Annotated in this window: 18 protein-coding genes; 7 read left to right on the top strand and 11 right to left on the bottom strand. The window is 44.1% G+C overall.

Annotated features, from left to right (window positions below):
• Window positions 1–106: 106 nt before the first annotated feature.
• The 5 genes from DWW10_RS18870 to DWW10_RS18850 all read right to left on the bottom strand — a co-directional run bounded on the left by DWW10_RS18870 (window position 107) and on the right by DWW10_RS18850 (window position 9,684).
• A complete protein-coding gene (locus DWW10_RS18870) occupies window positions 107–760 on the bottom strand; it encodes an HAD family hydrolase (protein WP_022392864.1) in 654 nt (217 codons plus the stop codon).
• 398 nt (window positions 761–1,158) lie between these two features.
• Complete coding sequence (locus DWW10_RS18865) at window positions 1,159–2,838, bottom strand: glycoside hydrolase family 43 protein (RefSeq protein ID WP_118422081.1); 1,680 nt, start codon at window positions 2,836–2,838, stop codon at window positions 1,159–1,161.
• Between the two features lie 36 nt (window positions 2,839–2,874).
• A complete protein-coding gene (locus tag DWW10_RS18860) occupies window positions 2,875–4,095 on the bottom strand; it encodes a DUF4861 domain-containing protein (protein WP_118422080.1) in 1,221 nt (406 codons plus the stop codon).
• A 100-nt stretch (window positions 4,096–4,195) separates the two neighbouring features.
• Window positions 4,196–8,059, bottom strand: coding sequence for a family 78 glycoside hydrolase catalytic domain (locus tag DWW10_RS18855; RefSeq protein WP_118422079.1), 3,864 nt, complete (start codon window positions 8,057–8,059; stop codon window positions 4,196–4,198).
• A gap of 20 nt (window positions 8,060–8,079) precedes the next feature.
• Entirely contained in the window at window positions 8,080–9,684 is a 1,605-nt protein-coding gene (locus tag DWW10_RS18850) for a glycoside hydrolase family 28 protein (RefSeq protein ID WP_118422078.1), read from the bottom strand.
• A gap of 514 nt (window positions 9,685–10,198) precedes the next feature.
• On the opposite strand from DWW10_RS18850, the gene DWW10_RS18845 reads away from it, so the two are divergent.
• Complete coding sequence (locus DWW10_RS18845; RefSeq protein ID WP_022391855.1) at window positions 10,199–11,056, top strand: enoyl-ACP reductase FabI; 858 nt, start codon at window positions 10,199–10,201, stop codon at window positions 11,054–11,056.
• A gap of 122 nt (window positions 11,057–11,178) precedes the next feature.
• Entirely contained in the window at window positions 11,179–11,883 is a 705-nt protein-coding gene (locus tag DWW10_RS18840; protein WP_022391854.1) for an SAM-dependent methyltransferase, read from the top strand.
• Here DWW10_RS18840 and DWW10_RS18835 read toward each other — a convergent pair.
• The 6 genes from DWW10_RS18835 to DWW10_RS18810 all read right to left on the bottom strand — a co-directional run bounded on the left by DWW10_RS18835 (window position 11,849) and on the right by DWW10_RS18810 (window position 19,226).
• Window positions 11,849–12,967 (bottom strand): hypothetical protein, encoded by a 1,119-nt coding sequence (locus DWW10_RS18835; RefSeq protein WP_118422077.1) that lies wholly within the window; start codon window positions 12,965–12,967, stop codon window positions 11,849–11,851. The genes DWW10_RS18840 and DWW10_RS18835 overlap by 35 nt on opposite strands.
• A 57-nt stretch (window positions 12,968–13,024) precedes the next feature.
• Complete coding sequence (gene lipA / locus DWW10_RS18830; protein ID WP_118422076.1) at window positions 13,025–13,894, bottom strand: lipoyl synthase; 870 nt, start codon at window positions 13,892–13,894, stop codon at window positions 13,025–13,027.
• On the bottom strand, window positions 13,891–16,104 hold the full coding sequence (locus DWW10_RS18825; protein WP_118422100.1) for a S9 family peptidase: 2,214 nt from the start codon (window positions 16,102–16,104) through the stop codon (window positions 13,891–13,893). Before DWW10_RS18825 ends, lipA begins: the two co-directional genes overlap by 4 nt.
• A gap of 169 nt (window positions 16,105–16,273) precedes the next feature.
• Window positions 16,274–17,035 carry a sugar isomerase domain-containing protein gene (locus DWW10_RS18820; protein WP_007666871.1) on the bottom strand — a complete coding sequence of 254 codons (762 nt, stop codon included), beginning with the start codon at window positions 17,033–17,035 and terminating at the stop codon, window positions 16,274–16,276.
• 34 nt (window positions 17,036–17,069) lie between these two features.
• On the bottom strand, window positions 17,070–18,215 hold the full coding sequence (locus tag DWW10_RS18815) for an MFS transporter (RefSeq protein ID WP_022391850.1): 1,146 nt from the start codon (window positions 18,213–18,215) through the stop codon (window positions 17,070–17,072).
• A gap of 51 nt (window positions 18,216–18,266) precedes the next feature.
• A complete protein-coding gene (locus tag DWW10_RS18810; protein WP_118221955.1) occupies window positions 18,267–19,226 on the bottom strand; it encodes an ROK family protein in 960 nt (319 codons plus the stop codon).
• Window positions 19,227–19,760: 534 nt separating this feature from the next.
• On the opposite strand from DWW10_RS18810, the gene mnmL reads away from it, so the two are divergent.
• From mnmL to DWW10_RS18785, 5 genes are all read left to right on the top strand, one after another.
• The gene (gene mnmL, locus DWW10_RS18805) at window positions 19,761–20,690 is read left to right on the top strand and encodes a tRNA modification radical SAM protein MnmL/YtqA (protein WP_022391899.1); all 930 of its coding nucleotides are present in this window, start codon (window positions 19,761–19,763) and stop codon (window positions 20,688–20,690) included.
• Between the two features lie 60 nt (window positions 20,691–20,750).
• Window positions 20,751–21,950 (top strand): FprA family A-type flavoprotein, encoded by a 1,200-nt coding sequence (locus tag DWW10_RS18800; protein ID WP_118221957.1) that lies wholly within the window; start codon window positions 20,751–20,753, stop codon window positions 21,948–21,950.
• 48 nt (window positions 21,951–21,998) lie between these two features.
• Entirely contained in the window at window positions 21,999–22,811 is an 813-nt protein-coding gene (nagB, locus tag DWW10_RS18795) for a glucosamine-6-phosphate deaminase (RefSeq protein ID WP_022391896.1), read from the top strand.
• Window positions 22,812–23,028: 217 nt separating this feature from the next.
• On the top strand, window positions 23,029–23,685 hold the full coding sequence (locus DWW10_RS18790; RefSeq protein ID WP_022391895.1) for a hypothetical protein: 657 nt from the start codon (window positions 23,029–23,031) through the stop codon (window positions 23,683–23,685).
• A 47-nt stretch (window positions 23,686–23,732) separates the two neighbouring features.
• On the top strand, window positions 23,733–25,373 hold the full coding sequence (locus DWW10_RS18785) for a sialidase family protein (protein ID WP_118422099.1): 1,641 nt from the start codon (window positions 23,733–23,735) through the stop codon (window positions 25,371–25,373).
• The last annotated feature ends 35 nt before the right edge of the window (window positions 25,374–25,408 follow it).

Raw genomic sequence — 25,408 nt, 5'->3', positions numbered from 1 at the left:
GGGGCTGCGCAATGCTTCTATGCCGCATGGAACCTTGTCCCCTTGTCAACTTGTTCCCTTGTCAACTTTCCCTCATAACCCATAAGAAACGAATATAGATCCCCTTTTATCTAAAGACTATTTCCAAAACCTCTTCAGCCTTATCTATAATATAATTCGGGTGGAAAGTTTCCAGTTCGGCACGCGGGCGGAATCCCCAGGTTACACCGCAGGAAGTCACTTCCGCATGAATGGCAGTCTGCATATCCACACCGGAATCTCCTACGTAGAGAACATCTTCTTTGGAAATCTGTGCTATCTTCAGGATATCATATACCACGGTAGGGTCAGGTTTCACATTGACGCCTTCACGTTGGCCGAATACTGCGGTAAAACGGATATTGGGGAAATAGTGGGCAATAAGTTTTTCGGTAGCCGCTTGGTACTTGTTTGAAGCAACGGCCACTTGCAAACCTTTGGCTTGCAGTTCGTCCAAAAGTTCTGTAATGCCGGGGTAAGGACGACTCTTGTCGGCATTATGCTGGTCGTAATAAGGGACAAATTCTTTCCGTACACGCAAAACATTCTCTTCCGTTTTCTCCCCTTCGGGCAAAGCGCGTTCAAACAGCTTATTGATACCGTTGCCAACCATAAAGTTGTACTCTTCTTCTTTGTGGGTGGGGTATCCTAATGTTGCTAATGCATGGTTTGTACTTTGTGCCAAATCGGCGATGGTGTTTAGTAGGGTTCCGTCTAAATCGAATATTACTAATTTCTTCATACTTCTTTTTCTTTAATGAACACAAAGATACGACATTTCGTTCAAACAACCTGTTGATACAGATCAAAAGACGGTAACCCTACAGGGGAACTTAGGTTACCTTACAGTATAACTTTGTTAACCCCACACGGTAACTCCATTTACATATCGAGGTAAAGGTCGTTACATCCCGGGGTAAAGAGCGTTACATCCCGGAGTAAAAGCCGTTACATCCTGCGGTAAAAGCCGTTACATTATGTGGTAAATAGAATGTAAATGCAAGGCTTTGATAATTAGCTATATAAGCATTGTGGTATAGATTGCGGTGAATGTAAAACAGAGTGGAAATGAAAATTCCTCCTTATTGAAAACAAAGTTTCAATAAGGAGGAATAGATTGATTAGCTAAAGAGCCGATTATTATTTCTTTGTGATACGGAACCAGTCTACATCCGACCATCCGCCATCATTGGTCGTAATTGCCGGACGTGTACAGAAAGTACCTACCTTAACGCCGATCCATTTACCTTCTCTTGCCTGGAAGGGTTTGCCAAGTGACTGGTATTTCTTACCGTCGAGGCTGTAACTGAAGTCGCACATTACCAACAGGTCGTGTCCACCTTCGCTCTTGGAAATCTTTTTGCCGTCGCTGGTGAATTTTACTTTCAGGTAAATTGTGTTATCTGTCAGGTCTACTGTACCGTTTACTTCTTCCGGTGTGCCCTTGTCAGCTTTCAGGCAGGATACTTGTGAGAGTACCAGACCTTTATCCGTATTCTCAAGGATCAATCCGGCGTAATCCATACCCATTACTACCAGTCCGGTACGTTCACCTTTATATTTCTCTACCGGTTTGAAGGTCAGCTTCATAGTAGCGGTGAAGTTAGGTGCAGGAGCTTTTTGTAATAGCAGATTGGCTACATCAAACAGGTTCTTGTATTCCTTTACAACGGGGTAAGAATAAAGACGGACCATACTCTGATCACCGGCATAATATGCCCATTTCTCATTGATATTAGCATGCCATTGCCACTGTGGTGACAAAGTGTATCCATCAAATTCATCACTTTCCTGCGGAGTACAGATAGGATATGTCTTGCCTACATTCGGTTTCTTGTAAGTCATTACAGGTTCACCACAACCGTCACCGTCTTTATCAATGCCGATTACGGGCCAGTCATTTACCCACTTCATAGGTTGCAGATGTACCAAGCGGCCATAAGCGCCTACATCTTGGAAGTGCAGGAACCAGTCTTCTCCGGTCGGAGTATCTACCCATGCACCTTGGTGAGGACCGTTGACAGGGCTATCACCTTGTGCCAGCACTGTTTTCCATTCGTACGGGCCGTATACGTTCTTGGAACGCAGTACTACCTGCCAGCCTGTGGGTACGCCGCCTGCCGGATGGAAGATATAATAATATCCGTTACGTTTGTAGAACTTCGGACCTTCACAAGTCTGGTGTGCTTCATGACCGTCGAATACAATGCGCGACGGGGTGATGGCTTTAGTTGCCTCGGCATTTAGTTCGCAGATGGTGATCACACTTTTCAATTCGGCGCGGCTGCCTGCATAAGCGTGTACCATGTATACTTTACCGTCCTCGTCCCAGAATGGGCAAGTGTCGATGATACCTTTTCCCGGCTTCACCAGCACAGGCTCGGTCCACGGACCTTTCGGGTCTTTGGCTTTCACCATGAAAGCACCCTGATCGGGGTCTCCCCAGAAGATGTAAAACTCCCCGTTGTGATGACGGATGGCGGGCGCCCATACGCGGTTACCGTGTTCGGGACGTTCGGGAGTTTCAATAGGTGGCAGTGCATAGGGTACGGCAGCACCAATGATACTCCAGTTCACCAAATCTTTGGAGTGAAGTATCTGAAGTCCGGGCAGACAGTTGAAACTGGAAGATGTCATGTAGAAATCATCTCCTACACGGCAGGCATCCGGGTCGGAATAGTCTGCATAGAGTACCGGGTTCTTGTACTTACCGTTTCCTTGGTCGGCTACCCATACTTCGGAAACATAGTTCTTTTGCTGTGCCGCCAGTGGCAAGGCGAGCAACAGACAGAGACTCATTAGGGTCTTTCTTGCTTTCATGTTTTTAGTGATTAGTTATTAGTGATTGGTTATTTATCACTTTTTCACTTTCACCACTGCCGGATGTTCCAGCTCGTCCTTCCACTCGCGGATGTAGGCAAACCAATCTTCGGGTGTTTTATATCCGAAGGTTTCCTTCATGGAAGTAAAAGTGATGTTGTGCGTGAAATAGTTGTTACCTTTGGCGCTGATGGTGTACAGATAATTAGCTTTATCTTTCACTTCATCCTTTACATATTTCTGGGGGATGTATGTGGCCAGGCCTACGGTTTCTTTGGCATACTTTACGGTGTCATTCACCGGCCAGTCAGTTCCCCAGCAACCTATCAGACCTTTGTGGTCGGAGTAAGATACGGAACCTTTGATATCTACCACACCTGTGCAGAAGACTTCGTCCTTCAACGGTTCTTCAAAGAATGTTTCTACGAATACATCGCGGTGTCCGCCGTAAAGGGTATAGCGGTTCGTCATATTCAGTTCCGAACCCTGATATTGCCAGTCGGCTACTTCAATTTCGGAGATCGTGCGCACCGGGCCATAGGCGATGATACGCTCAGTGAGTGTGGCAACGGGGGTGATATGGGTAGCTTTTTTGCCGTCCCAACCTTTCAGTGCACCTACACCACAACTGCCTCCTACCATGAGGACATCATCACCAAAGCCGCGTGCCAGTTGTTCGTCGGTTGGGTAGAATTGTGATTCTTTGATTTCAAAACCTTTGTTGAATTTACCATAGATGTCAACAGTCTGTTTGTGGTCGAAATACAGACGGTATGCCACCAGTTCGGATTCGAAAGCCGGACCGTGGTGGTGCATCTGGTTGTAAATGTTGCTGGTGCCCGGGATGGTTACCGACTGCACAGGCACATGTTTTCCTCTTTTGTCGCTGACCAGCATTTCTGCATATACGCGGGCCGGATAAGTCTTGTCGCTTTTGGCGGAAGATAAGGTAACGGTCAGCGTTTTTTTACCTTTGGCAGGCAGGTCGACGAGGAATGCCAGTTCGTCCGGACGGCGGTCGCCGTTCAGGTCATCCAGTTGCGAGGGGATTTCTTCATTACCGTTCATGACAACAGCCGAGCGTACACGAAACTGAGGATTGATTTCACTCAGTTTGATCACTACCGGTTCGTCTGCTTTTGCCTTGTTCCAGGTGTTGCTTACTTCCACTGTAAAACTCTTTTCTGTCTCTTGTGCCTCTGCTGCTATAGAGAGAGTACACAACAACAGCAATGCTGTAAAGATTTTCTTCTTCATGGTTTTTAAGTATATAACTAATTTGCTACAAAATTAGTGCAAACCTCGCGTAATTCCTTTTTTATTTTGATATAAATACTATCAGCTTTGGGGGTTATTCCTACCAATCAGCTTCCTCAAATGAGGTGACTTCCAATTGTTGTGGATCAAGGCAGGCATATTTGATGCGTTGCCTTCTCCAAGTATATACAATGTGTACTTTCCCGTCTTTGCCTTGTATGACCGAGGGATAAGAGTATTGATTGATAGGAGAATCCTCCAAAATGGTTGCTACTTTCCAATGAAGTCCATCGTTACTGATGGCTACATTGATAGGGGTGCGTTCTTTTCGCTTTCCTTTGATGTAACGGTAATGATTGTATACCAATAAATGGCGGCCATCTTTTAGCGTGATCCCATCTATTCCGGAATTGTTATTGGGCAAATCTATAAATGTAATTTCGCTCCATGTCTCTCCGTTGTCATAGCTCCAACTTGTGGCAACCGAACCATTATTCTGAGTGCGGCATAAAGCCTGTAGTTTCCCATCCTGATGTACCAGGATAGTGGGCTGAATCACTTGTATTGTTTTCTGTTTCGGATTGCTGAACTTTACTTTGTCTGTTTCCACAATTTCAGAAGCCGGTATCGGGCCTGTTGTTCGCCAGGTTCTTCCTTCATCGTCGCTGATTTCAAAGTGAATACGCCAACCATTCTCATCTTCCGTACTGCTGGGGCAAATCATTCGTTTCCCTATCCATACAGGTTTGTTCTTGATAGGTCCGAGGAAACCTTCGGGTAATGCTCTGGAACTACTCCATGTTTTTCCTCCGTCTTTAGAGGTAATGACATGGCCGCTCCATCCGGCTACATTGACTCCTATCTTATAATAAAGTTGCAGTTCTCCTTTCGGGGTTTCAGTCAGTACGGGATTCCAGCAAGCATACTTTGTACCATTCAGTACACCATCTGCTACCATTTGTGGTTCCGTCCATCCTGTCCGGGTCTTGCGACTCACCCAAATGCAGCAATCGGGGTTTTTCTCTTTTGTTCCGCCAAACCAGGCTGCTACTATCCCGTGTCGTCCTTCTACTATTGTTGCGGCGTGACTTTCGGGGAAAGGTGGTTTCCGGCAGATAAATGCATCTTCAAGAATCCCTTTTCTCCCTTTTCCGTATGAGATGTTTTTCTCTATCAGGAAATTGTAGTTTCCTGAACCTATCTTACAAACAGTATATCCGTTTTCTTGGCGGAGCACTTGCAATCCTTCGGCTTGTTTCAGGGATTTATTGTTTTCTTTTATGGCTTTCGTATCTTCATTGGGTAGCCAGATTGTGGCTGTACTATTAGCTGGCACACTGATTTCCCAGGAAAATCCAGTATCTGTTTGCGACCAGTTACTGATTACTTTCCCGTAAGACGTGATATGGGAAGCGCGAACATACCCCACTTCTTCCTGTTCAAAGGCAGGCTTCATATCTATTTCTTTAAAACCGGGAGCAGCACTCCGGATACCAGCCAGATGTTGATAACAGTAAGGAAGTAAGTCACCCAACAACATGACGTGATTACCACTGTTCATGGCCGGGTCGGCTGTATTCCCATTCCACAGTTCCCAGATAGTGGTGGCTCCGTTGGCAACCATATATCCCCATCCGGGGTATTGAGTATGGGTAGCCAGAACGTATGCCACATCTGTGCGTCCCATTCTTACAAGTTCCCTCATCAACCATTGCACGCCGATGACCCCGCATTGAATGGTGGCGTTGTAATAATTGACTGTTTTGTGAATGATCTGCCGGGTCACAGTTTCTCTTTCCGCATCCGGTATCATGTCGAATGCCAATGGGAGCAGATTGGCTGTTACGGTGTTATTGCTATAATATCGCTTCTCACTGTTCCAGAAAGTCTTGTTAAAACCTTCTTTTACTTTCTCTGCCAGTGTCTGATATCCCCGGATATCTTGTTCTAACTGTTGACGATGCAATGCTTCGGATCTATCATCCCTGCAAGGCATGTCCAGCTGTAACTGTGCAAACTTTATCATGTATTGCAGCAACTTGTAATAATAAGCGGTAGCTATTAATTTTCCGTCAGTGATGCGTGCCGGATCTTTGGAGTGAATCAGTTCGGGAGCTTCGGGAGGAAGACACCAGTCTCCGTAACGATCACGGGTGATGATATACGATTGATCCATAAATTCCGTACGTATATGGTCCATCCATAACTTCATACCGGGATAGTGCTTGCAGATAGGTTCCGTATTTCCGTATTGTTCATACAACATATTACTGATCAGTATGAAAGCTGATGGCCAGGTTACGTTATCCGTATAGTAGTAATAGTATGCCGGAACCACATCGGGGATACATCCGTCTATTCGCTGTGCATCGCGGATATCATCCATCCATTTGGCATATAACGGTCCGTTTTCCATCAGGAAGCTTTCTCCTAATGCTCCGGTGGTACGGTCGCCCAACCAGGGTTGGCGTTCATCCCGTTGGGGGCAGTCGAGTGGCATCCCTTTGTAATTACCACGGATTCCCCAGAAAGCATTTTTCACCAGTTGGTTCAGAACAGGATTGTCACATTCGAATGTTCCGGTAAGGGGCATATCATCATTCACTACTTCCCCCACGAAATTGGTAAGGGTAGGAGTACTCGGAAATTCGCTGACTTCCACATACCGGAAGCCATGATAAACAAAGCGGGGAGCCCATTCTTCGGTTCCTTCGCCTTTTAAAATATAAAGGTCGGTTGCTTGAGCATCCCGTAAATTGGCGGTATAGAGTTCACCGTTCTCCTGCAAGGTTTCTGCAAAGCGCAGACGTACAGAGTCACCGGCTTGTCCTTTGACCTGAATGCGTACCCAGCCTACCATGTTTTGTCCCATGTCGAGGATATATCCTTTGGCAGATTTGCGGATGGTTTCAGGATGGATTCTTTCTACTACCTTGATGCCTGGCATCATTTGTCCTTTGGGATAACCGGAAGGAATAGAAACACGCTCTGCTTGCATCCAGCGGCTATCATCATAACCGGGCTCAGACCATCTGCCCAATTCTTTACGTGCATCATATTCTTCACCATCAAATTCGTTGTTGCTGAGGATAGGGCCATCGGCTGTCAGTTTCCAGTCCGTATTCGTATCGACTGTTTGCCTGCTGCCGTCTGTATATTCCACTATCAGGTTCATCCGCACTTTGGGATAACCGAAATTCTGGATTTTGTATGTGCGGTAATGTTGGCGCATAAAGTGATAACGACCATTGCCCAGAGTGATACCTATGGCATTGTCAGCTTCGGAACGGAGTAGATCCGTTACATCATAGCTGTTATAAAATACGGTCTTCCGGTAATCTGTGGGGGCGGGTGCCAGTGCCAGGTCACCCACTCGTTTTCCATTGATGAGGCATTCGTAAACTCCTAACCCACTGATGTGCAGGGTCGCTTCCTTTATTGTTTTATTGAGTTTGAATTCTTTGCGTACGTACCGGGCGGACAGGCGTGAAAACATCGTTTCACTATCCCAGGACATAGGACGGTCAACGCCTATCCAGCGTCCTTTCCAATGGGTTTCTCCCATCAACCCCATTCCCCAGAATGCAGTTTCGCTCCAGGTACTCTCATCGGTGTTGGTTTTTACCCATACTTTCCAGTAGTAGCGTTTGTTGGGTTGCAGGGGAAGTCCCTGGTAGTTTATCCAGATGGATGTGTCAGAACATACTTCTCCCGTATCCCACACATCCGCCTGATTCTCGTTCAGGAGTTCTGGAGAAGATGCAACCAGCAAACGATAGGTTGTCTGTATTATGTTGCGTTTCTCACTCCCGATACGCCAGCTGAAACGGGGCTGTGGGGTGTCCAGACCTAAAGGATTAGTAAGTTGCTCCGTGCGAAGGTCCGTTATGAAAAGAGTATCGCCCTGTGCTGCTTGGATAAACAGACAGCACAGAGCGACTAGTATGATTACTTTCTTTTTCATACGGTATTATACATACCTGGTTATAAATCTATATTCAGAGCTTTAGCCGCAGAGTTATTGTATGTCTTTCCGTTTACTTTCAGGCCTTTGGCTTTCTGTACCTGCAAGGGTGTACCTTTAGTCTCTATCTTTACATTTTCGATAGATATATTTTCAGCCTGACTGATGACGATACCTTGTTTGGCATCTGTAACTACAACGTCTTTTACATGTACATTGCGGATAGGCATTTCGGGCAGACCATTGAAGAACATGGCACGTCCGGCACCTTTACAGGTGACATTCGTAATGTGAATATCACGGAAAGCAGGAGTCTCCTCTGTAACAGCCGGAATAGATGATTTCATTCTTCCTTCCAGATCCTCTTCCGATTCTTCTCCCGCACCTTTACCGCCATAGAAAAGGTCGAACAGCAGTGCTTCGTGAGGAATGTCAATCATATTGATATTGTGGATGTAAATGCCTTCCACTACACCACCGCGTCCGCGAGTACTCTTGAAACGCAAACCTACATCTGTGCCGAGGAATGTACAGTCAGTTACATAGACATTCTTTACACCACCGGACATTTCACTTCCTACGACGAAACCACCGTGACCATGCAATACGGTATTATTCTTAACAATCACATTCTGGCAAGGCTCGCCACGTTTGCGACCGTCTTCGTCTTTTCCCGACTTGATACAAATAGCATCGTCACCGGCATCAAAGATATTGTTGATGATCAATGCATTCTTGCATGATTCCAAGTCCAGCGCATCTCCGTTCTGAGAATACCAGGGATTGAATACTTTCACATTATGGATGGTGATATGTTCGCAGGATAGCGGATGCAGACACCAGCTGGGGGAGTTTTTGAAGGTAACCCCTTCTAGTAACACCTTTTTACTCTTAACGATATTCAGTAATACCGGACGCAACCATGGACGGATTTCATTCCATTCTTCATCCGTTTCAATGCCTTCGGGATTATTGAAGTCCTTGGTAGCCATAGCGCCTTTCAGTGCACCTGCAGTAGGGTACCAGATACTACCTGCTTCATCGACTACTCCACCCGAACTAACCAGGCTATTCCATTGACTGGAAGTTAGTTTACCCTTCTTTACCGGGCGCCAGCTATCACCTGAACCATCGAATACACCATTTCCTGTAATGGCTATGTTTTCTGCATTCCAGGCGGAAATAGGAGATTGACAACGACGTGTATTTAATCCTTCGAAAGAAGTTTCAATAATAGGATAAGCTTCAAAATCATCAGTAAACAGTATCAGAGCATTCATTTCCGTATACAGATTGACATTGCTCAACAATTCGATAGGACCGGTCAGCCATAAACCTTCGGGGATGACTACCTTACCACCACCTTTGGCATTTACCGCCTTGATGGCATCGTTGATGGCCTTGGTATTCAATACGATACCATCTCCTTTTGCTCCAAAGTCTATAATATTGACTGTATAATCCGGAAAAGCAGGTTGTTCTACTTTCGGCATATCGAAAGGTAAATTCTCATAGATACTTTCATCTATATAGTTTCCGTTTTGGGCGTTTACCGTATTCTGTACAGGTAATAACGGAAGGGATAGCGCTGTTAGCACCAATAGTTTTTTGACAAATGTGTTCATCCGTGATACTATATTTTAGTTATAAGTTATTCTTTATAAGTTATTCGTTGCGGATTAACAGGTTTCTTCAATTTCCAACTCTTCATTTTTATTATCCTCCCGCAAACGGCTCTCCCGAGTGGTTTGCGAAAGAAATAATAAGTTAACCTAATTCTAACCTTAAATAAATATTATGAAAAAACCTCTTAATTACCGTTTGCAAATGTATCGGGCTTTAGCTGAAACCATGTGCACAATTTGTTGGTTTAGGTGGATTTTTTGTGGTTTTGGCCTTTTCTTTGCACACTTTCGGGGTTTTTATGCAGGAAGTTCATATCTTTAAATAAGATAGGCGGCATTTCAGCATAGCAAAAATAAGCGAGCTTATTTTGCTATGCGTTCAATTTGCACTATCTTTGCGGCCTCAAAAAACAGTAAACGAGGTGATAAGATACAAGTCGACGGGGAAGGGTACACAAAAGTAATACCTTGTTGGCTTGCCTGCTGAAATCTCGCAAACTTTAATATTATAGGTATGAGTTACAATTTGTTGAAAGGAAAAAGAGGCATTATTTTCGGTGCTCTGAATGAGCAGTCCATTGCCTGGAAAGTAGCTGAAAAAGCTGTAGAAGAAGGTGCAACAATCACCTTGTCAAACACTCCGGTAGCAGTTCGCATGGGCGAAGTTTCTGCACTGGCAGATAAATTGCAGTGTGAAGTTATCCCTGCTGACGCAACCAGCGTAGAAGATTTGGAAAATGTATTCAAACGCTCCATGGAAGTATTGGGCGGTCCAATTGATTTTGTACTTCACTCTATCGGTATGTCTCCGAACGTTCGTAAGAAGCGCACATATGATGACCTGGATTATGATATGCTGGGTAAGACTCTTGATATTTCTGCCGTATCTTTCCATAAGATGATACAAGCAGCTAAGAAACTGAATGCAATTGCCGATTATGGTTCAATCCTTGCATTGAGCTATGTGGCTGCGCAACGTACTTTCTACGGATACAATGATATGGCTGATGCAAAAGCATTGTTAGAGTCTATTGCACGTAGTTTCGGTTATATCTATGGTCGCGAACATAATGTACGTGTCAATACCATTTCACAGTCTCCTACGATGACAACTGCCGGTTCCGGTGTGAAAGGTATGGATAAGCTGTTCGACTTTGCCAACCGTATGTCTCCATTGGGGAATGCATCGGCAGACGAATGTGCTGACTATTGTATCGTAATGTTCTCCGACTTGACTCGTAAGGTAACTATGCAAAACCTGTTCCATGATGGTGGTTTCTCCAGCGTCGGAATGAGTTTGCGTGCTATGGCTACTTATGAAAAAGGACTGGATGAATATATGGATGAGAATGGAAACATTATATACGGTTAATATATAATGATTAACGGTTAGTGATGAGTGATTAGTGACTATGCAACATGATGTTGTAGGGAAATTAATCACTCATCACTTCTTTTTTATCACTTATCACTAATAATTAATCATTTATCAACGTGGAAACTGCTCTTTATCTTTTGCCCGTTACTTTGGGTGATACACCGATTGAAACGGTATTGCCTTCCTATAATAAGGAGATTATTTTAGGTATTCGTCATTTCATCGTGGAGGATGTGCGCTCTGCACGTCGTTTTCTGAAGAAAGTGGATCGGGAAATAGATATTGATGCATTGACTTTTTATCCGTTGAATAAACATACTTCGCCTGAAGATATTTCCGGTTACCTGAAACCATTGGTAGCAGGGCAGTCTATGGGAGTGATTTCTGAGGCCGGTTGTCCGGCTGTGGCTGATCCGGGAGCAGATGTGGTGGCGATTGCACAGCGAAAGAATTTAAAGGTGGTTCCTCTGGTGGGACCTTCTTCCATAATCATGTCTGTGATGGGGTCAGGCTTTAATGGACAAAGTTTTGCTTTTCATGGTTACCTTCCTATCGAACCGAGCGAACGTGCTAAAAAACTAAAGACTTTGGAACAACGGGTCTATGCTGAACAGCAAACCCAACTTTTCATTGAAACTCCTTATCGCAATAATAAAATGGTGGAAGACATCCTGAGTAACTGTCGTCCGCAAACCAAACTCTGTATTGCTGCAAATATTACGTGTGAGGGAGAGTATATCAAAACCAAGACCGTGAAAGAGTGGCAAGGCAAAGTACCTGATCTTTCTAAAATTCCTTGTATTTTTCTCTTGTATAAATAACATCTTTCAGGTGTTCGTATTCGTTCTCGAAGCAACAACTGAAAAAGTTCTTGTCTAAATTGTGTTCTATTTGCTGGAAGGTCCAGAGCTTTCCATCTCTGGTTTGTTTGTCCCGCAAAAGATTCTCGTCTTCTATTTCAATAAGGAAAAGATAAATCAGGCGGTTAGTCACTTTATTCTCGAAATGATACATGATGTTGAACTGCAAATCCTGTATGGGAGCTTGCGGAAACGATTGTTTAACAAGTCGCACAATGGCTTGTTCCAAAGTCTCTCCATATAAAAGATAACATTCTAAGGGTATATCTGTTTTTCCGGCATCCAGCATACAACGCTGAGGTCTCGGACGGAGATACAACATGCCGTTGTGGGAAACGGCGATACGGATCACCGGGTTGATATATTCATTCTTCCGGTTAATGGCATCCACTGCCAGACTTCTGCCTATTACATCTCCTTTGGTATTCACTATAGGAACAAAAGCTGTATGCTTCATCATGATATTGAAGTACAGAATACCAAACTGGTTGCACAATATGCTTAACAGGAATACAGCAGGTGGGCAATAGCGGAACAAGACATTACGGGATGTTTCGCTCAAGGGGCCTGGTAGTAGAATTGCGATGAAAATGGCAAAGAAATGAAGGAAGGCAATGATTATGGTTACCCTTGTAGAGACAATAGCGGATTCTGCCCCTTGTGCAAAAAGTTGTTTGCTACATTTTTTTGATTGGGAAATCTGGTGGGCGAGAAATCTTTTTCTATTCAGGAAGATGACAACTATCGGTATCAGAGCACTGATTTCCAATGTCAGTGGTAGCATTTCATGCGAACTGCAATCGCCAAATAATAGGGTCGTAAAAGTTAATAGCAGGAGCATTCCTGTAGTACAGTAAAGCAGAAAGTTTGGAATCTTGGCCCCTTTACCCCATATTGTATATAGGCTATAGAGGACTCCAACACCTGCACCGATGTAGATGGAAATGTCCTGAGTCGTAAATTCGCATAATACAATGGATACGATAACAGGGATGAATCCCAAAGACATGTTAAACTTTGATGATAGAACTCCTTTTTTAGACATTGCTAACTTTATTTTGCCGTTACTTCATACATAACAAATAAGTAGAGCAATTGGTTTTTATTCTGTTTCTTTTTTATAGAACCGAATTTGTTTCTCGGCATGATAAGAAGAACGCACCAGCGGTGCACTCTCCACCTGGTCGAAACCTTTAGCAAGTCCTTTCTCTTTATACGAAACGAATTGTGCAGGAGTAACGTATTCTGCCACAGGATAATGCTTATGCGAGGGTTGCAGGTATTGGCCGATAGTCAGTATCTGGCAGCCCGTCTGGCGCAAGTCATCCATCAACTCTTCCACTTCTTCCGGTGTCTCTCCCAGTCCTACCATAATACCCGATTTAGCAGTTGTTCCGCTTGCAGCTACCTGGCGTATAACTTCCAGACTTGTTTCATAACGGGCAGCACTGCGAACCAGGGGACTGATGCGCTTTACAGTCTCCATGTTGTGGGAGATGATTTCCGGTCGTGCTTCAATAACTTGGGCTACCAATTCTTTTCTTCCTTGGAAATCGGGGATTAGTACTTCTACCGTCGTCTCCGGGTTGAGGCGTTTGATTTCCCGAATGGTACGTGCCCAATGTGCGGCTCCGAGATCAGGTAAATCGTCCCGGTCCACGGAAGTGATTACTGCATGAGATAGCTTCATCAATGCCACGGATTCAGCCACATGAGTGGGCTCATTCGGATCCAATGGCAAAGGTCTGCCTGTTTGTGTGTTACAAAATTTACAGCAACGGGTACAGATATCACCTCCTATCATGAAGGTGGCGGTTCCTTTTCCCCAGCATTCGCCCATATTGGGGCAACGTCCACTGCTGCAAATGGTGTGCAGGCAGTGGGAGTCAACGATACGTTTGGTTTCTGTATAACGTTCGTTGGCTCCAATGCTTATCTTGAGCCATTCGGGCTTACGTACTCTGTCTTTCATTTCAGCTCTCTTTCAAAGAAATTCGTCAGTTTCGTATACAGATGATAACGGGTGTTTCCACCATAGATACCATGGTTGCGGTTGGTATACACCTGCATATCGAACTGCTTGTTCAGTTGTACCAGATGTTCTGCGTATTCTGCACAGTTCTGGAAGTGAACATTGTCATCAGCCATACCATGCACCAGCAAGAGGTTTCCGTTCAACTGATTGGCACGGGTGAAAGCGGAGGAACTTTTATAGCCTTCGGCATTTTCTTTGGGAGTACGCATGAAACGTTCTCCGTATATCGTATCGTAATAATTCCAATCGGTAACGGCTGCTACGGCAACTCCGGCTTTGAATACGGGAGTACCTTCACTCATACTCATGATGGTCATGTATCCGCCATAGCTCCATCCCCAGATACCGATATGGTTCTTGTCTACATAGGACTGGCTACCCATATACTGGGCTGTTGCTACCTGATCTTTAGCTTCCTTCACACCCAGGTTCAGGTAAGTGCATTTCTCGAAGTCTGCACCACGTCCGCCTGTACCGCGTCCGTCTACACAGACCACGATGAAGCCACGGCTTGCCATATAGGTTTCCCAACTGATGCTCCATGTGTCGAGCACTTGTTGTGAACCGGGGCCGCTGTATTGATACAGTAATACGGGATATTTCTTGGATGCGGAGAAATCAGTAGGTTTCATCATCCAGCCGTTCAAAGTTACTCCGTCCTGAGTCTGGAAGGTAAAGAATTCCTTTTGAGGTACGTTGTATTGTGCCAGGGTCTTTTTCAGATTATCATTGGTAACAAGTGTGCTCAGCACCTTACCGGCATTGTCGTTCAGGGTAATGACGGTAGGAGTGCTCAGATTAGAGTAACGATTCATATAGTACTTCATGTTCGTACTGAACTGGGCAGTATTGATACCGGGTTGTGCAGACAATTTGGTCTTTTTCCCTTTACGGTCTATCTTGTATACAGCTTTCCGCAGAGGGCTTTCTTCATTACTGGTGTAGTAGAAACTGTCATCGTCGGCATCCCAGCCTAAAAAATCTTTCACTTCATAGTTTCCGGCAGTAACTTGCTTAAGCAGGTTGCCACCCATGCTATACCAATATAGATGATTGTAACCACTCTTTTCGCTCACAAAACTGAAATTCTCCGGATAGAAAATTATATTATCAAATACGGCTTCCTTAATATAAGCATCGCTTTCGTCGCGCAGCACTTGTTTGCAAACAGTGGAACGTGGGTCACCAAAGTACATGTCAAGGCGGTTTTGGTGACGGTTCAGCGTTATAATAGCCAATTTGTTAGGATCATGTGTAAAGCGGATGCGCGGAATATATCCATCGGCATCCATCGGCACCTGCATTTTACGTGTCACTTTCGATTTGATATCAAACGTATGTACGGACACTTTAGAGTTAGCTTCTCCGGTCTTTGGATATTTATAGGTGTAATCTCCCGGATACTTTTCGAAAGCTGTGATATGAGGATTGCTTCCTGCGAAGACGGGAAAACTGTAAGAGGGCACCTCTGTCTCATCAAAACGGATATAAGCAATCATCTTGCTGTCGGCACTGAATTCCAGTGCACGGTTGAAGGAGAACTCTTCTTCATATACCCAATCGGGGATACCATTCAGTACGGCATTACGTTTGCCATCCTCCGTTACCTGGCTTTCGCTGTTGCCAAACAGGAACTTGACCAGATAAATATTATTATCTCTCACGAAGGCAACCATAGTTCCATCCGGTGAGAATACCGGCACCTGCTGCGGACCACCGTCTGAGAGCTTTTCTACAATGTTATTGATTTCTCCGTTGATATTTCGTTTCAGACTGTATATATAATGTACAGCCGTATAAGAATGGCGATAGATTGGTGTTGTTTCTGTTGCAATAAGTAATTTGGTGCCATCCGGTGAGAAACTATAGCTATCGAATGTCTTGAATGTGCACTCACGGGCAGTGGCAGCATCAAACAATACTTCCACCGGTTTGCCTGTTTTGAAAGAGTATTTGATGATCTGTGTTCCTTCCGGATTCATCTGTGAATAGTGTTCTCCGTCTCCGGGAATGGGAATGACTCCGTAAATGTTTTCTGCGCGGAATTTCCCCGATACAATGTCTTTTAAATCAAGTGCCTGGCCGCCTTGTGCGAAACTTGCCAATGTGCAGAGGCAAAGAAGAATTGCAATACTTATCTGTTTCATAATTCTGATTGATTTCTTTAGGGGAGCAAATATAGGGATAAAAACCGAAAAGATATAGATAAATAATGTTTCCTGATGTGTAAGGCCGAAAAAAGCCCGTCCAGCTTTGTGGGGGCAAAGCTGAAACGGGCTACCGTCACTCATAGATAATGATTGAATTTTCTACTGGTTAGAGGATTTTTACTTTCTTTTGATATTCGGCAATAGCGGCATCCAGTCGTTCGTGGGCTGTCGTGTCTCCCGGAACGTTATGAGACGGATGGATATATAGATGCACACCGCGATCTGCCAGGATCTCGGCAACTGTGGTGATAGTCATCCATACCATGGTAACGAAACTCAGGGTTGACAACGGACCTACTTTATCGAAATGATTCTTCAAAGGTACGGAAGCGTCTACTAAGGGCACGCAAGAGTCTACTACAATATCAGCAAGCTGGAACAGGTTCTTACCGCTGGAATGGCGGCTTGCTTTGTCACCTGTTTCTCCTGCCGAGCCGTAAACAATTACTTTCATGCCACGTTTCTTGGCTTCCAATGCGATGTCGATATTTACTGCATTGATACCTGTGTGAGAAAATATCCAAATGCAATCTTTAGCGTCGAAATCATAGTTCTTCATAATTTCCTGTCCGTATCCTTCAGCTCTTTCCAAGAACAGAAACTGGTGGATACCCATCTGGCCGATGATTTGTGTAAAGAATGTCAGCGGGAGTTCGCACAGCGGGTGGAAACCTACGAAACTACCGATACGCGGATACATTTCCTCAACAGGGATAGTGGCATGGCCGCATCCGAACGTGTGTACCCAACGACCGGCTTCGATAGAATCTGCCATAACGGTGGCTGCCTTTTTGATATTCTCCAATTGCGTGGCTTCCAGTTTTTCCATGATGCCATGCGCGTTTTTTAACCATTCAAGTGCTAACATAATTTTCTGTTTTTTAGGGGGTAAATAATTTCTTTTATTTGAGTGAACGTTTAAACAATAGAAGCATAATCAGCAGTGAAACTATCATCATATATGGGTATACAACGATGCTGTATCCCTGTGAGATAATTCCGGTGAGGCTGTTCAGCAGTGTCTGTCCGATAAGAGCGATAACAAGGGCTACACTGAATGCCGTTCCCGATAAGGAGGCATAACGACTGCCGATAATGCTGAGTATGACCGGGAAAGTGGATGCCAATCCTGCCCCGATAAGTATCATACCTATGGCAGCACGTGCAAAACCGGGTGCGAATGTCAGTAGTGCAAATCCAATCACAGCCGTAATTAAGCTGGTTCGCAGAACCGTCTCTTGCTTAATCTTCTTGAAAAGGACTACCAGCAACAAGCGGGCAACGGTCAATCCGGCTACCATACAAGTCAACGCTATAAGTGCCCGGTTTTCGGGGATGCTGGTGGTTTGTCCCAAATAAAGGGTAGTCCAGTTGTTACAAACTCCTTCGATGCCACTTTGGAAAAAGAGGATGAAGCTAAGCAATAATAAACTGCTTTCCTTTAATAGTCCCAATCCTTCCTTAATAGGAAATCCTTGCGGTTGTTTCGGGGCGGGGAAACGTATGCCAAGACAGAATAAAATGCCAATCAGCATGACCATACCTGTACCTTGCAGGATGATTTCAAAAGAATAGTATTCAGACAGGAAGCTTAACAGTACAGGAATCCCCAATGCACCGATGCCATAGAACGCCCCGAGCAGACTGAGACGTGAGCCTTTTTCTGCTTCGTCGGAGATGTCTGCTACCAAAGCATTGGTTTCACCATTCAGGATGCCACCTCCCAATCCGATTCCTATAATAGAGACCTGTAATAGCGGAATACTTGTGAAGAAAGCGATTCCTTCCAGTCCGAGGAGCACAACCAGACAACTGAGTAGTAGTAGCGCTTTATGGCCGAAGCGGTCTACAATAGGACCGAAAAGCAGGGAACCTCCCAGTAAGCCGAGAGGCAGGAACGTCACCAGTGCAGTTGCCTGGAGGTTATCCAGAGCCAGTTTAGTGGTGAGGGATGGTAGTACCGCCCCCAGGGTGATCATCGAAATGCCAAAGAAGCACATGCCGATGCACGCAGCCGTAAATACCAGATTCTTGTTGTAACTACTCATATCAATAAAGATGATAAAGTGATAAAATGATAAGGTGATAAGGGGATGAGATTACTCATACAGGTGCTTTTTGATAGCAAGAAAAGCAGCTCCTATCAGTCCGGCATTACCGGACAATTGAGAGGCAACAAATTCCACCTGTTTGATGCTGAGCGGTTGTGCCCATTTGCAGGCTTCTTTGTAGATATCGTCTATGAAGATGGAGGCAGGACCGAATACACCGCCTCCCCAGATTATTTTCTGCGGGTTTAGTAAGCTGACCAGGTTAGCCGAAGCCATTCCCCACATTTCTATTGCCTTGTGCAAGACAGAAACAGCAATCGGGTCACTTTCATTGTATGCACTGAATACATCATAAGCAGAAATCCGGCAGATCGGTTTCTGGCGCAAGCGCCCTTTATAAGCTTTGTTTGCACGGACTGCATCCCGCACTCTGGCTCCGATTCCATTTCCTGAGGCGTAATATTCAAAACAGCCGCAGGCATCATATGCTTCTTTATAAGGTGGTTGCAATGCCATCCAGCCGGTGGCGCCGATGATATCGTTTGCTCCGTGCAATACGTGTCCGTCAATGATGATTCCTGCACCTATACCTGTGCCTACGGCAATGAACACTGCGCTGTGGCATTCTTTGGCTGCTCCCTGCCACATTTCTCCATACATATAGCAGGTGCGGTCACTGTCGATGTAAATTTCAATACCCGGCGCAGTCACGGTACGCAGCACTTCCTGTAGTGGATAGTTTTCCCAGCCAGGGATATTCGGAGCCCACACGCGTCCCGTTTGCGAATAAACGATGCCGGGTACACATACGCCGACACCATCAATTTGAATACGGCTTCTGCGGGCAATGGTCAGGAGTTTGGCAAGAATTTCTGCAGCAAGCTTGCCTACTTCATGTCCTGTTCTTCCTTTCAGCAGGCGCTTCCGGTTGAACAACATACTTCCGTCGGGGAGGAAAATAGCACTGGCTATTTTGGTGCCGCCTATATCGAGAGCGATAGTAGCCATGGTAATTATAGTATTAATAGGTTGATTGATCGAGGTTTTAGGCAAAGCTATGAATTTATTTCGTTTTCCATGCCTGTAAGTGGAGGAAAATGTGTGTAAAATACGTCACCAATCATTAAATAGTATTTAATGAAGATACTCTCCTACGTATGTTCTATAAGGCAGAATGCTGATAATCTGTAGGGATAACATTTTTTAGTACAGGTGAAAAAGAATCGTTTTATGTTCGTTAACAAATGAGTGGTGCGCGTTCTATGAGATTATGATAGGGTGGTGTCTAAGCTATAAAATCTATTCCTGACTTGTTTTCTCTATACCTTCTCCCTACCTACTCCTTATCTACTCCCTACCTACTCCTTATTTGCTCCTTCTTTATAGGAAGGAGAAGGTAGGGGATAAGTCAGACTTAAACACAGTTTAAATCTGAGGAAGGTATATCGCTGTGAACACTTCTGAATTATTCCTCTATTTGTAAACACAAAATAGCCTACTATTCGAAGAAAAGCCTTATTTTTGTCATTAAATAACAGGGGTATGGACACCGCACCTATATTATATAATGAATTTCCACTCTTTCTGAAGCGTTATTTTCCGTATAAGGTACAGAAGATATCGCTCAATGCCGGTTTCACCTGTCCCAATCGAGACGGTTCAAAGGGATATGGTGGTTGTACTTACTGCAACAACCAAACTTTCAATCCTGAGTATTGCCGTACGGAAAAGTCCGTTACCCAGCAACTGGAAGAAGGGAAGATATTCTTTGCCCATAAGTATCCTGAGATGAAGTACCTTGCTTATTTCCAGGCGTATACTAATACTTACGGTGAGTTGGAAGCCTTGAAGCGGAAATACGAAGAAGCGCTCACTGTTCCCGATGTAGTCGGTCTGGTCATCGGTACCCGGCCGGATTGTATGCCGGATGCCCTGCTTCATTATCTGGAAGAGGTTAATAAACATACTTTCCTGTTGGTGGAGTATGGTATTGAGAGTACGAATGATGTTACACTTCGTCGTATCAATCGAGGACATACTTATCAGGATACGGTAGATGCAGTAGAACGCACTGCCGGCTGTGGTATTCTTACCGGTGGGCACGTCATACTGGGACTTCCCGGAGAAAGGCATGAAGATTTGGTGGCACAAGCTTCCACTCTGTCACGTATCCCCCTTACCACCTTGAAAATGCATCAGTTACAACTGATACGTGGCACCCGGATGGCACATGAATATGAACAACATCCGGAGGATTTCCATCTGTTTGACGTAGAAGAATATATTGACTTGGTAGTGGACTACATAGAGCATCTACGCCCGGATTTGGTATTAGAACGCTTTGTCTCACAGTCTCCTAAAGAATTGTTAATAGCACCCGACTGGGGACTGAAAAATTATGAATTTAATCATCGTATACAAAAAAAAATGCGTCAGCTCGGAGCTTATCAGGGAAAGAAATATGAAATGTGAGAAAAAAGCCTTATTTTTGCGGCTGTTTGAATGTAGAATCAATCTAAATAAAGAAGTTTTATGAACCAGAAGACTATGATAAAAGGAAAAATACACTATGTGGGAGTAAATGACCGTAACAAACACCTGTTTGAAGGTTTGTGGCCATTACCTTATGGAGTGTCTTATAACTCTTACCTGATAGACGACGAAACAGTGGCTCTGATTGATACGGTGGATGCTTGTTATTTTGAGGTATATCTCCGTAAAATAAAAAGCATCATAGGCGAACGCCCTATCCAATACCTTATCATCAACCATATGGAGCCTGATCATTCCGGTTCTATCCGCCTCATTAAGCAGCATTATCCCGATATTGTTATTGTAGGTAACAAGCAAACTTTCGGTATGATCGAAGGTTACTATGGAGTGACAGGCGAACAATACATTGTGAAAGATGAAGATTTCCTGGCATTAGGACATCATAAACTACGTTTTTATCTGACTCCCATGGTGCACTGGCCCGAAACCATGATGACTTTCGACGAAACAGAAGGCGTACTATTTTCCGGCGACGGTTTCGGCTGTTTTGGCACTTTGGATGGCGGTTTCCTCGATACCCGTATCAATACCGACCGTTATTGGGACGAAATGGTGCGTTACTACTCTAATATTGTAGGCAAATACGGTTCTCCGGTACAGAAGGCTTTGCAAAAGCTGGGTGGTTTGCACATTACGACTATTTGTTCTACTCATGGTCCTGTCTGGACAGACAATATAAGCAAAGTGATAGGCATATATGATAAACTGAGCCGTTACGCTGCCGATGAAGGTGTGGTAATTGCTTATGGTTCCATGTATGGCCATACGGAACAAATGGCAGAAGCTATTGCTGCTGAACTTTCAGCACAAGGCATCAAGAACATTGTGATGCATAATGTAAGCAAGAGTAATCCTTCTTATATTATTGCAGATATTTTTAAATACCGTGGCTTGATTATTGGTAGCCCTACTTACAGTAACCAGATTTATCCGGATATAGAATCTCTGCTCTCTAAGATATTGATTCGTGAGATAAAAGGTCGTTATCTGGGCTATTTCGGTTCGTTCACCTGGGCAGGTGCTGCGGTGAAACGTATGGCTGAATTTGCTGAAAAGAGCAAATTTGAAATTATAGCCGATCCTGTAGAGATGAAACAGGCAATGAAGGACATTACTTACGAACAATGCGAACACCTGGCACGTTCTATGGCAGACCGCCTGAAGAAGGACAGGGAATAATTGACTGAAAATACCCCTAATTTATTAACCTGATAAAAAACAATTGCAATGAGATTAATCATTCAACCGGATTATCAATCCGTATCTAAGTGGGCCGCTCACTATGTAGCCGCTAAAATTAAGGCCGCTAATCCGACGCCTGAAAAACCGTTTGTCCTGGGTTGCCCTACCGGTTCATCACCGCTTGGCATGTACAAGGAGTTAATCGACCTGAACAAGAAAGGAATTGTTTCCTTCCGGAATGTGGTTACTTTTAATATGGATGAATATGTCGGCTTGCCGAAAGAACATCCCGAAAGCTACTATTCTTTCATGTGGAATAATTTCTTCAACCATATCGATATCAATCCGGAGAATACTAATATCCTGAACGGTAATGCTGCCGATCTGGATGCTGAGTGTGCCCGTTACGAAGAGAAAATTAAATCCTATGGTGGCATCGACCTCTTTATGGGTGGTATTGGTCCCGACGGACATATTGCTTTCAACGAACCGGGTTCTTCTTTGTCTTCCCGCACACGCCAGAAGACGCTGACGACGGATACTATCATCGCCAATTCCCGTTTCTTCGATAACGATGTAAATAAAGTGCCTAAAACAGCCTTGACAGTAGGTGTAGGTACAGTACTTTCAGCCAAGGAAGTGATGATTATTGTAAACGGACATAACAAATCCCTTGCACTCTATCATGCTGTAGAAGGTGCCATCACACAAATGTGGACCATCAGTGCATTGCAAATGCATGAGAAAGGTATCATTGTTGCTGATGATGCAGCTACTTTTGAATTGAAAGTAGGCACCTATCGCTACTTTAAGGATATTGAAGCAGACCACTTGGATCCGGCTTCTTTGCTGAAGTAATTTTTCATATAAAAGTAAATTGCGCAATTCGTTTTCCGCTGATAAGTGTGAAGCGGGTTGCGCATTTCTTTTCTGAATTGTCCACCTCTTATTAGAAAAATCTCCTTTTTAATAAGATAATGTGCTGAAAATTAATTGTCTTTTGGAAGTTAATTTTGTCCACTCTCTTTTGCTTGTTATTATCTTTATCGTTCCTATCTTTATAGCTTCGAAATGAATGAATCGTTTGAATATGAATGATGCGGATTGCCCTTTTGATGACTTGCTATGCCAATCTCTCTCATTATTCCACCAGTTCCGGTTGTATGATGACCGTATGGAAGAGGATAATGCTTTTAAATTCTTGAGAGAAGCGGAAAAAGTGGTCGCTGATAATAAAGATGGAGTCTGTGTGGCTAAATTGGGATGTGTAATAGAATGCCTTGCACACAGGTTTTATATAAATGATAATACAGACGGCATATTGGAAGAAGTGGATACTTTCCTGATTAAATTCTGGAAAGGGATAAAGCAGCCTTCTTCCGAGGCATTCATCGCTTCTTTATGGGTTGGAGAATATTTTCTGTTGCGTTTGAAAAATCCGGAATCCCGTTTCCGTAGCCGTAGTAAAAAGATGGTTTCTAAAATTCTGTCGTTTTTAGCAGATATGATTCGCAAACCGGAAAAGCAAAAGGCACTCACTCTCTCTTCTGTCGTAGTCCTTGAAGAAACCGTCGACTGGATTAAAGAAATATCTGATATGCATATTTGTGAAAAGCAGATTGTCGTTTTACTGGAGAGACTATATCATCTTCAGGAAATAGGGATGTTACAGCAAGGGGAAGATGAAACTAAAAATACTTTGAGGCGGCAAATGTGGGATTTTTATTATTGAATGTTATCTTTGTAACTTCTAACATTCTTATTAACTTTATCTATACTATGAAGAAGCCGATATTTTTGCTTTTTATACTTTTCTGTTTATTGTGTGTCATCCCGGTGGTCCGGGCTGCAGATACAATTTTTATCCGTGAGACACAAGTTCCGGTTTTGATAGAAAGAGTGGATAATGTATTGTTCTATTTGCGTTTGGATGCAAAGGAAAGTACGATGTTGAACAGAGTCATTCTGAGTTTTGGAGAAGATACTGATCTTTCTGATATCCAGTCGGTAAAGCTTTACTATAGTGGTACTGAAGCCCTGCAGGACAGAGAAAAAGGACGCTTTGCTCCTGTAGAATACATATCAAGTCATGCTGTCGGAAAGACTTTGGCGGCAAACCCTTCCTATTCCATTAAAAAGGCGGAAGTGATTGACCCCAAAAAACACTTTATTCTCGATGCTAACCAGAAGTTGTTTCCGGGGATTAACTTCTTCTGGGTCAGTTTACAGATGAAACCGGAAACTTCGTTGAATACTAAGGTCAGGGCAGCCATTGCTTCGGTTACTCTGGATGGTAAGGAAGCTCCTCTGAATGTTATTTCTCCGCAAAGTATTGAGCATCGGATGGGTGTAGGGGTACGTCATGCAGGCGATGATCTTTCGGTAGCGTATCGTATTCCGGGATTGGTGACTACTAATAACGGAACTTTATTAGGTGTTTATGATGTACGCTATAATAGTAGTGTCGATCTTCAGGAACATGTAGACGTCGGTTTAAGTCGTAGTACGGATGGAGGAAAGACGTGGGAAAAGATGCGTCTGCCTTTGGCTTTTGGTGAAACGGGTGGACTGCCCTCGGCACAGAATGGAGTGGGTGATCCGTCTATATTGGTAGATACGAAGACTAATAATGTATGGATAGTTGCTGCTTGGACACATGGTATGGGGAATCAACGTGCCTGGTGGAGTTCACATCCGGGGTTGGACCTGAATCATACGGCACAACTCGTCCTGGCAAAGAGTGCGGATGATGGTAAAAGCTGGTCAACCCCTATAAACATTACTGAACAAGTGAAAGATCCTGCCTGGTATTTCTTGTTGCAAGGGCCCGGACGCGGAATCACAGTGGAAAATGGCACATTAGTATTTCCTATTCAGTTCATAGATTCTACCCGTGTGCCGAATGCAGGTATCATGTATAGTAAGGATCAGGGGGAAACTTGGAAAATACATAATCATGCACGTACCAATACCACAGAGGCGCAGGTTGCTGAGGTGGAACCGGGAGTCTTGATGTTGAATATGCGCGATAATCGGGGTGGAAGTCGTGCTGTAGCAATTACGAAAGATCTGGGCGAAACATGGATTGAACATGAATCTTCGCGCAAAGCTTTACAAGAACCTGTTTGTATGGCAAGTCTGATTCATGTAAAAGCCGGTGACAATGCCCTAAACCGGGATTTACTCATATTCTCTAATCCCAATACAACGAAGGGACGTCATCATATTACTATTAAGATTAGTTTGGATGGAGGTGTAACCTGGCTACCGGAACATCAGTTATTATTGGATGAGGACAACAACTGGGGATATACTTGTCTGACCATGGTCGATAAAGAAACAATTGGTATCCTCTATGAAAGTAGCGTGGCTCATATTACGTTTCAGGCTATAAAATTGAAAGATATTGTTAGAGACTGATTCGCATAAATAGCTAAAATCACTATCTTTGGCAC

The organism is Bacteroides intestinalis, from assembly GCF_003464595.1.
GTDB classification, from domain to species: Bacteria; Bacteroidota; Bacteroidia; order Bacteroidales; family Bacteroidaceae; genus Bacteroides; species Bacteroides intestinalis_A.
Note: the sequence above shows the minus strand (reverse complement) of the source record. Positions and strands in the feature narration are given on the sequence as shown.

What these genes read in the sequence shown, in the direction of transcription:
- DWW10_RS18870 (WP_022392864.1), bottom strand. Translation starts at nt 760, where the DNA reads ATGAAGAAATTAGTAATATTCGATTTAGACGGAACCCTACTAAACACC.
- DWW10_RS18865 (WP_118422081.1), bottom strand. Translation starts at nt 2,838, where the DNA reads ATGAAAGCAAGAAAGACCCTAATGAGTCTCTGTCTGTTGCTCGCCTTG.
- DWW10_RS18860 (WP_118422080.1), bottom strand. Translation starts at nt 4,095, where the DNA reads ATGAAGAAGAAAATCTTTACAGCATTGCTGTTGTTGTGTACTCTCTCT.
- DWW10_RS18855 (WP_118422079.1), bottom strand. Translation starts at nt 8,059, where the DNA reads ATGAAAAAGAAAGTAATCATACTAGTCGCTCTGTGCTGTCTGTTTATC.
- DWW10_RS18850 (WP_118422078.1), bottom strand. Translation starts at nt 9,684, where the DNA reads ATGAACACATTTGTCAAAAAACTATTGGTGCTAACAGCGCTATCCCTT.
- DWW10_RS18845 (WP_022391855.1), top strand. Translation starts at nt 10,199, where the DNA reads ATGAGTTACAATTTGTTGAAAGGAAAAAGAGGCATTATTTTCGGTGCT.
- DWW10_RS18835 (WP_118422077.1), bottom strand. Translation starts at nt 12,967, where the DNA reads ATGTCTAAAAAAGGAGTTCTATCATCAAAGTTTAACATGTCTTTGGGA.
- lipA (WP_118422076.1), bottom strand. Translation starts at nt 13,894, where the DNA reads ATGAAAGACAGAGTACGTAAGCCCGAATGGCTCAAGATAAGCATTGGA.
- DWW10_RS18825 (WP_118422100.1), bottom strand. Translation starts at nt 16,104, where the DNA reads ATGAAACAGATAAGTATTGCAATTCTTCTTTGCCTCTGCACATTGGCA.
- DWW10_RS18820 (WP_007666871.1), bottom strand. Translation starts at nt 17,035, where the DNA reads ATGTTAGCACTTGAATGGTTAAAAAACGCGCATGGCATCATGGAAAAA.
- DWW10_RS18815 (WP_022391850.1), bottom strand. Translation starts at nt 18,215, where the DNA reads ATGAGTAGTTACAACAAGAATCTGGTATTTACGGCTGCGTGCATCGGC.
- DWW10_RS18810 (WP_118221955.1), bottom strand. Translation starts at nt 19,226, where the DNA reads ATGGCTACTATCGCTCTCGATATAGGCGGCACCAAAATAGCCAGTGCT.
- mnmL (WP_022391899.1), top strand. Translation starts at nt 19,761, where the DNA reads ATGGACACCGCACCTATATTATATAATGAATTTCCACTCTTTCTGAAG.
- DWW10_RS18800 (WP_118221957.1), top strand. Translation starts at nt 20,751, where the DNA reads ATGAACCAGAAGACTATGATAAAAGGAAAAATACACTATGTGGGAGTA.
- nagB (WP_022391896.1), top strand. Translation starts at nt 21,999, where the DNA reads ATGAGATTAATCATTCAACCGGATTATCAATCCGTATCTAAGTGGGCC.
- DWW10_RS18790 (WP_022391895.1), top strand. Translation starts at nt 23,029, where the DNA reads ATGAATCGTTTGAATATGAATGATGCGGATTGCCCTTTTGATGACTTG.
- DWW10_RS18785 (WP_118422099.1), top strand. Translation starts at nt 23,733, where the DNA reads ATGAAGAAGCCGATATTTTTGCTTTTTATACTTTTCTGTTTATTGTGT.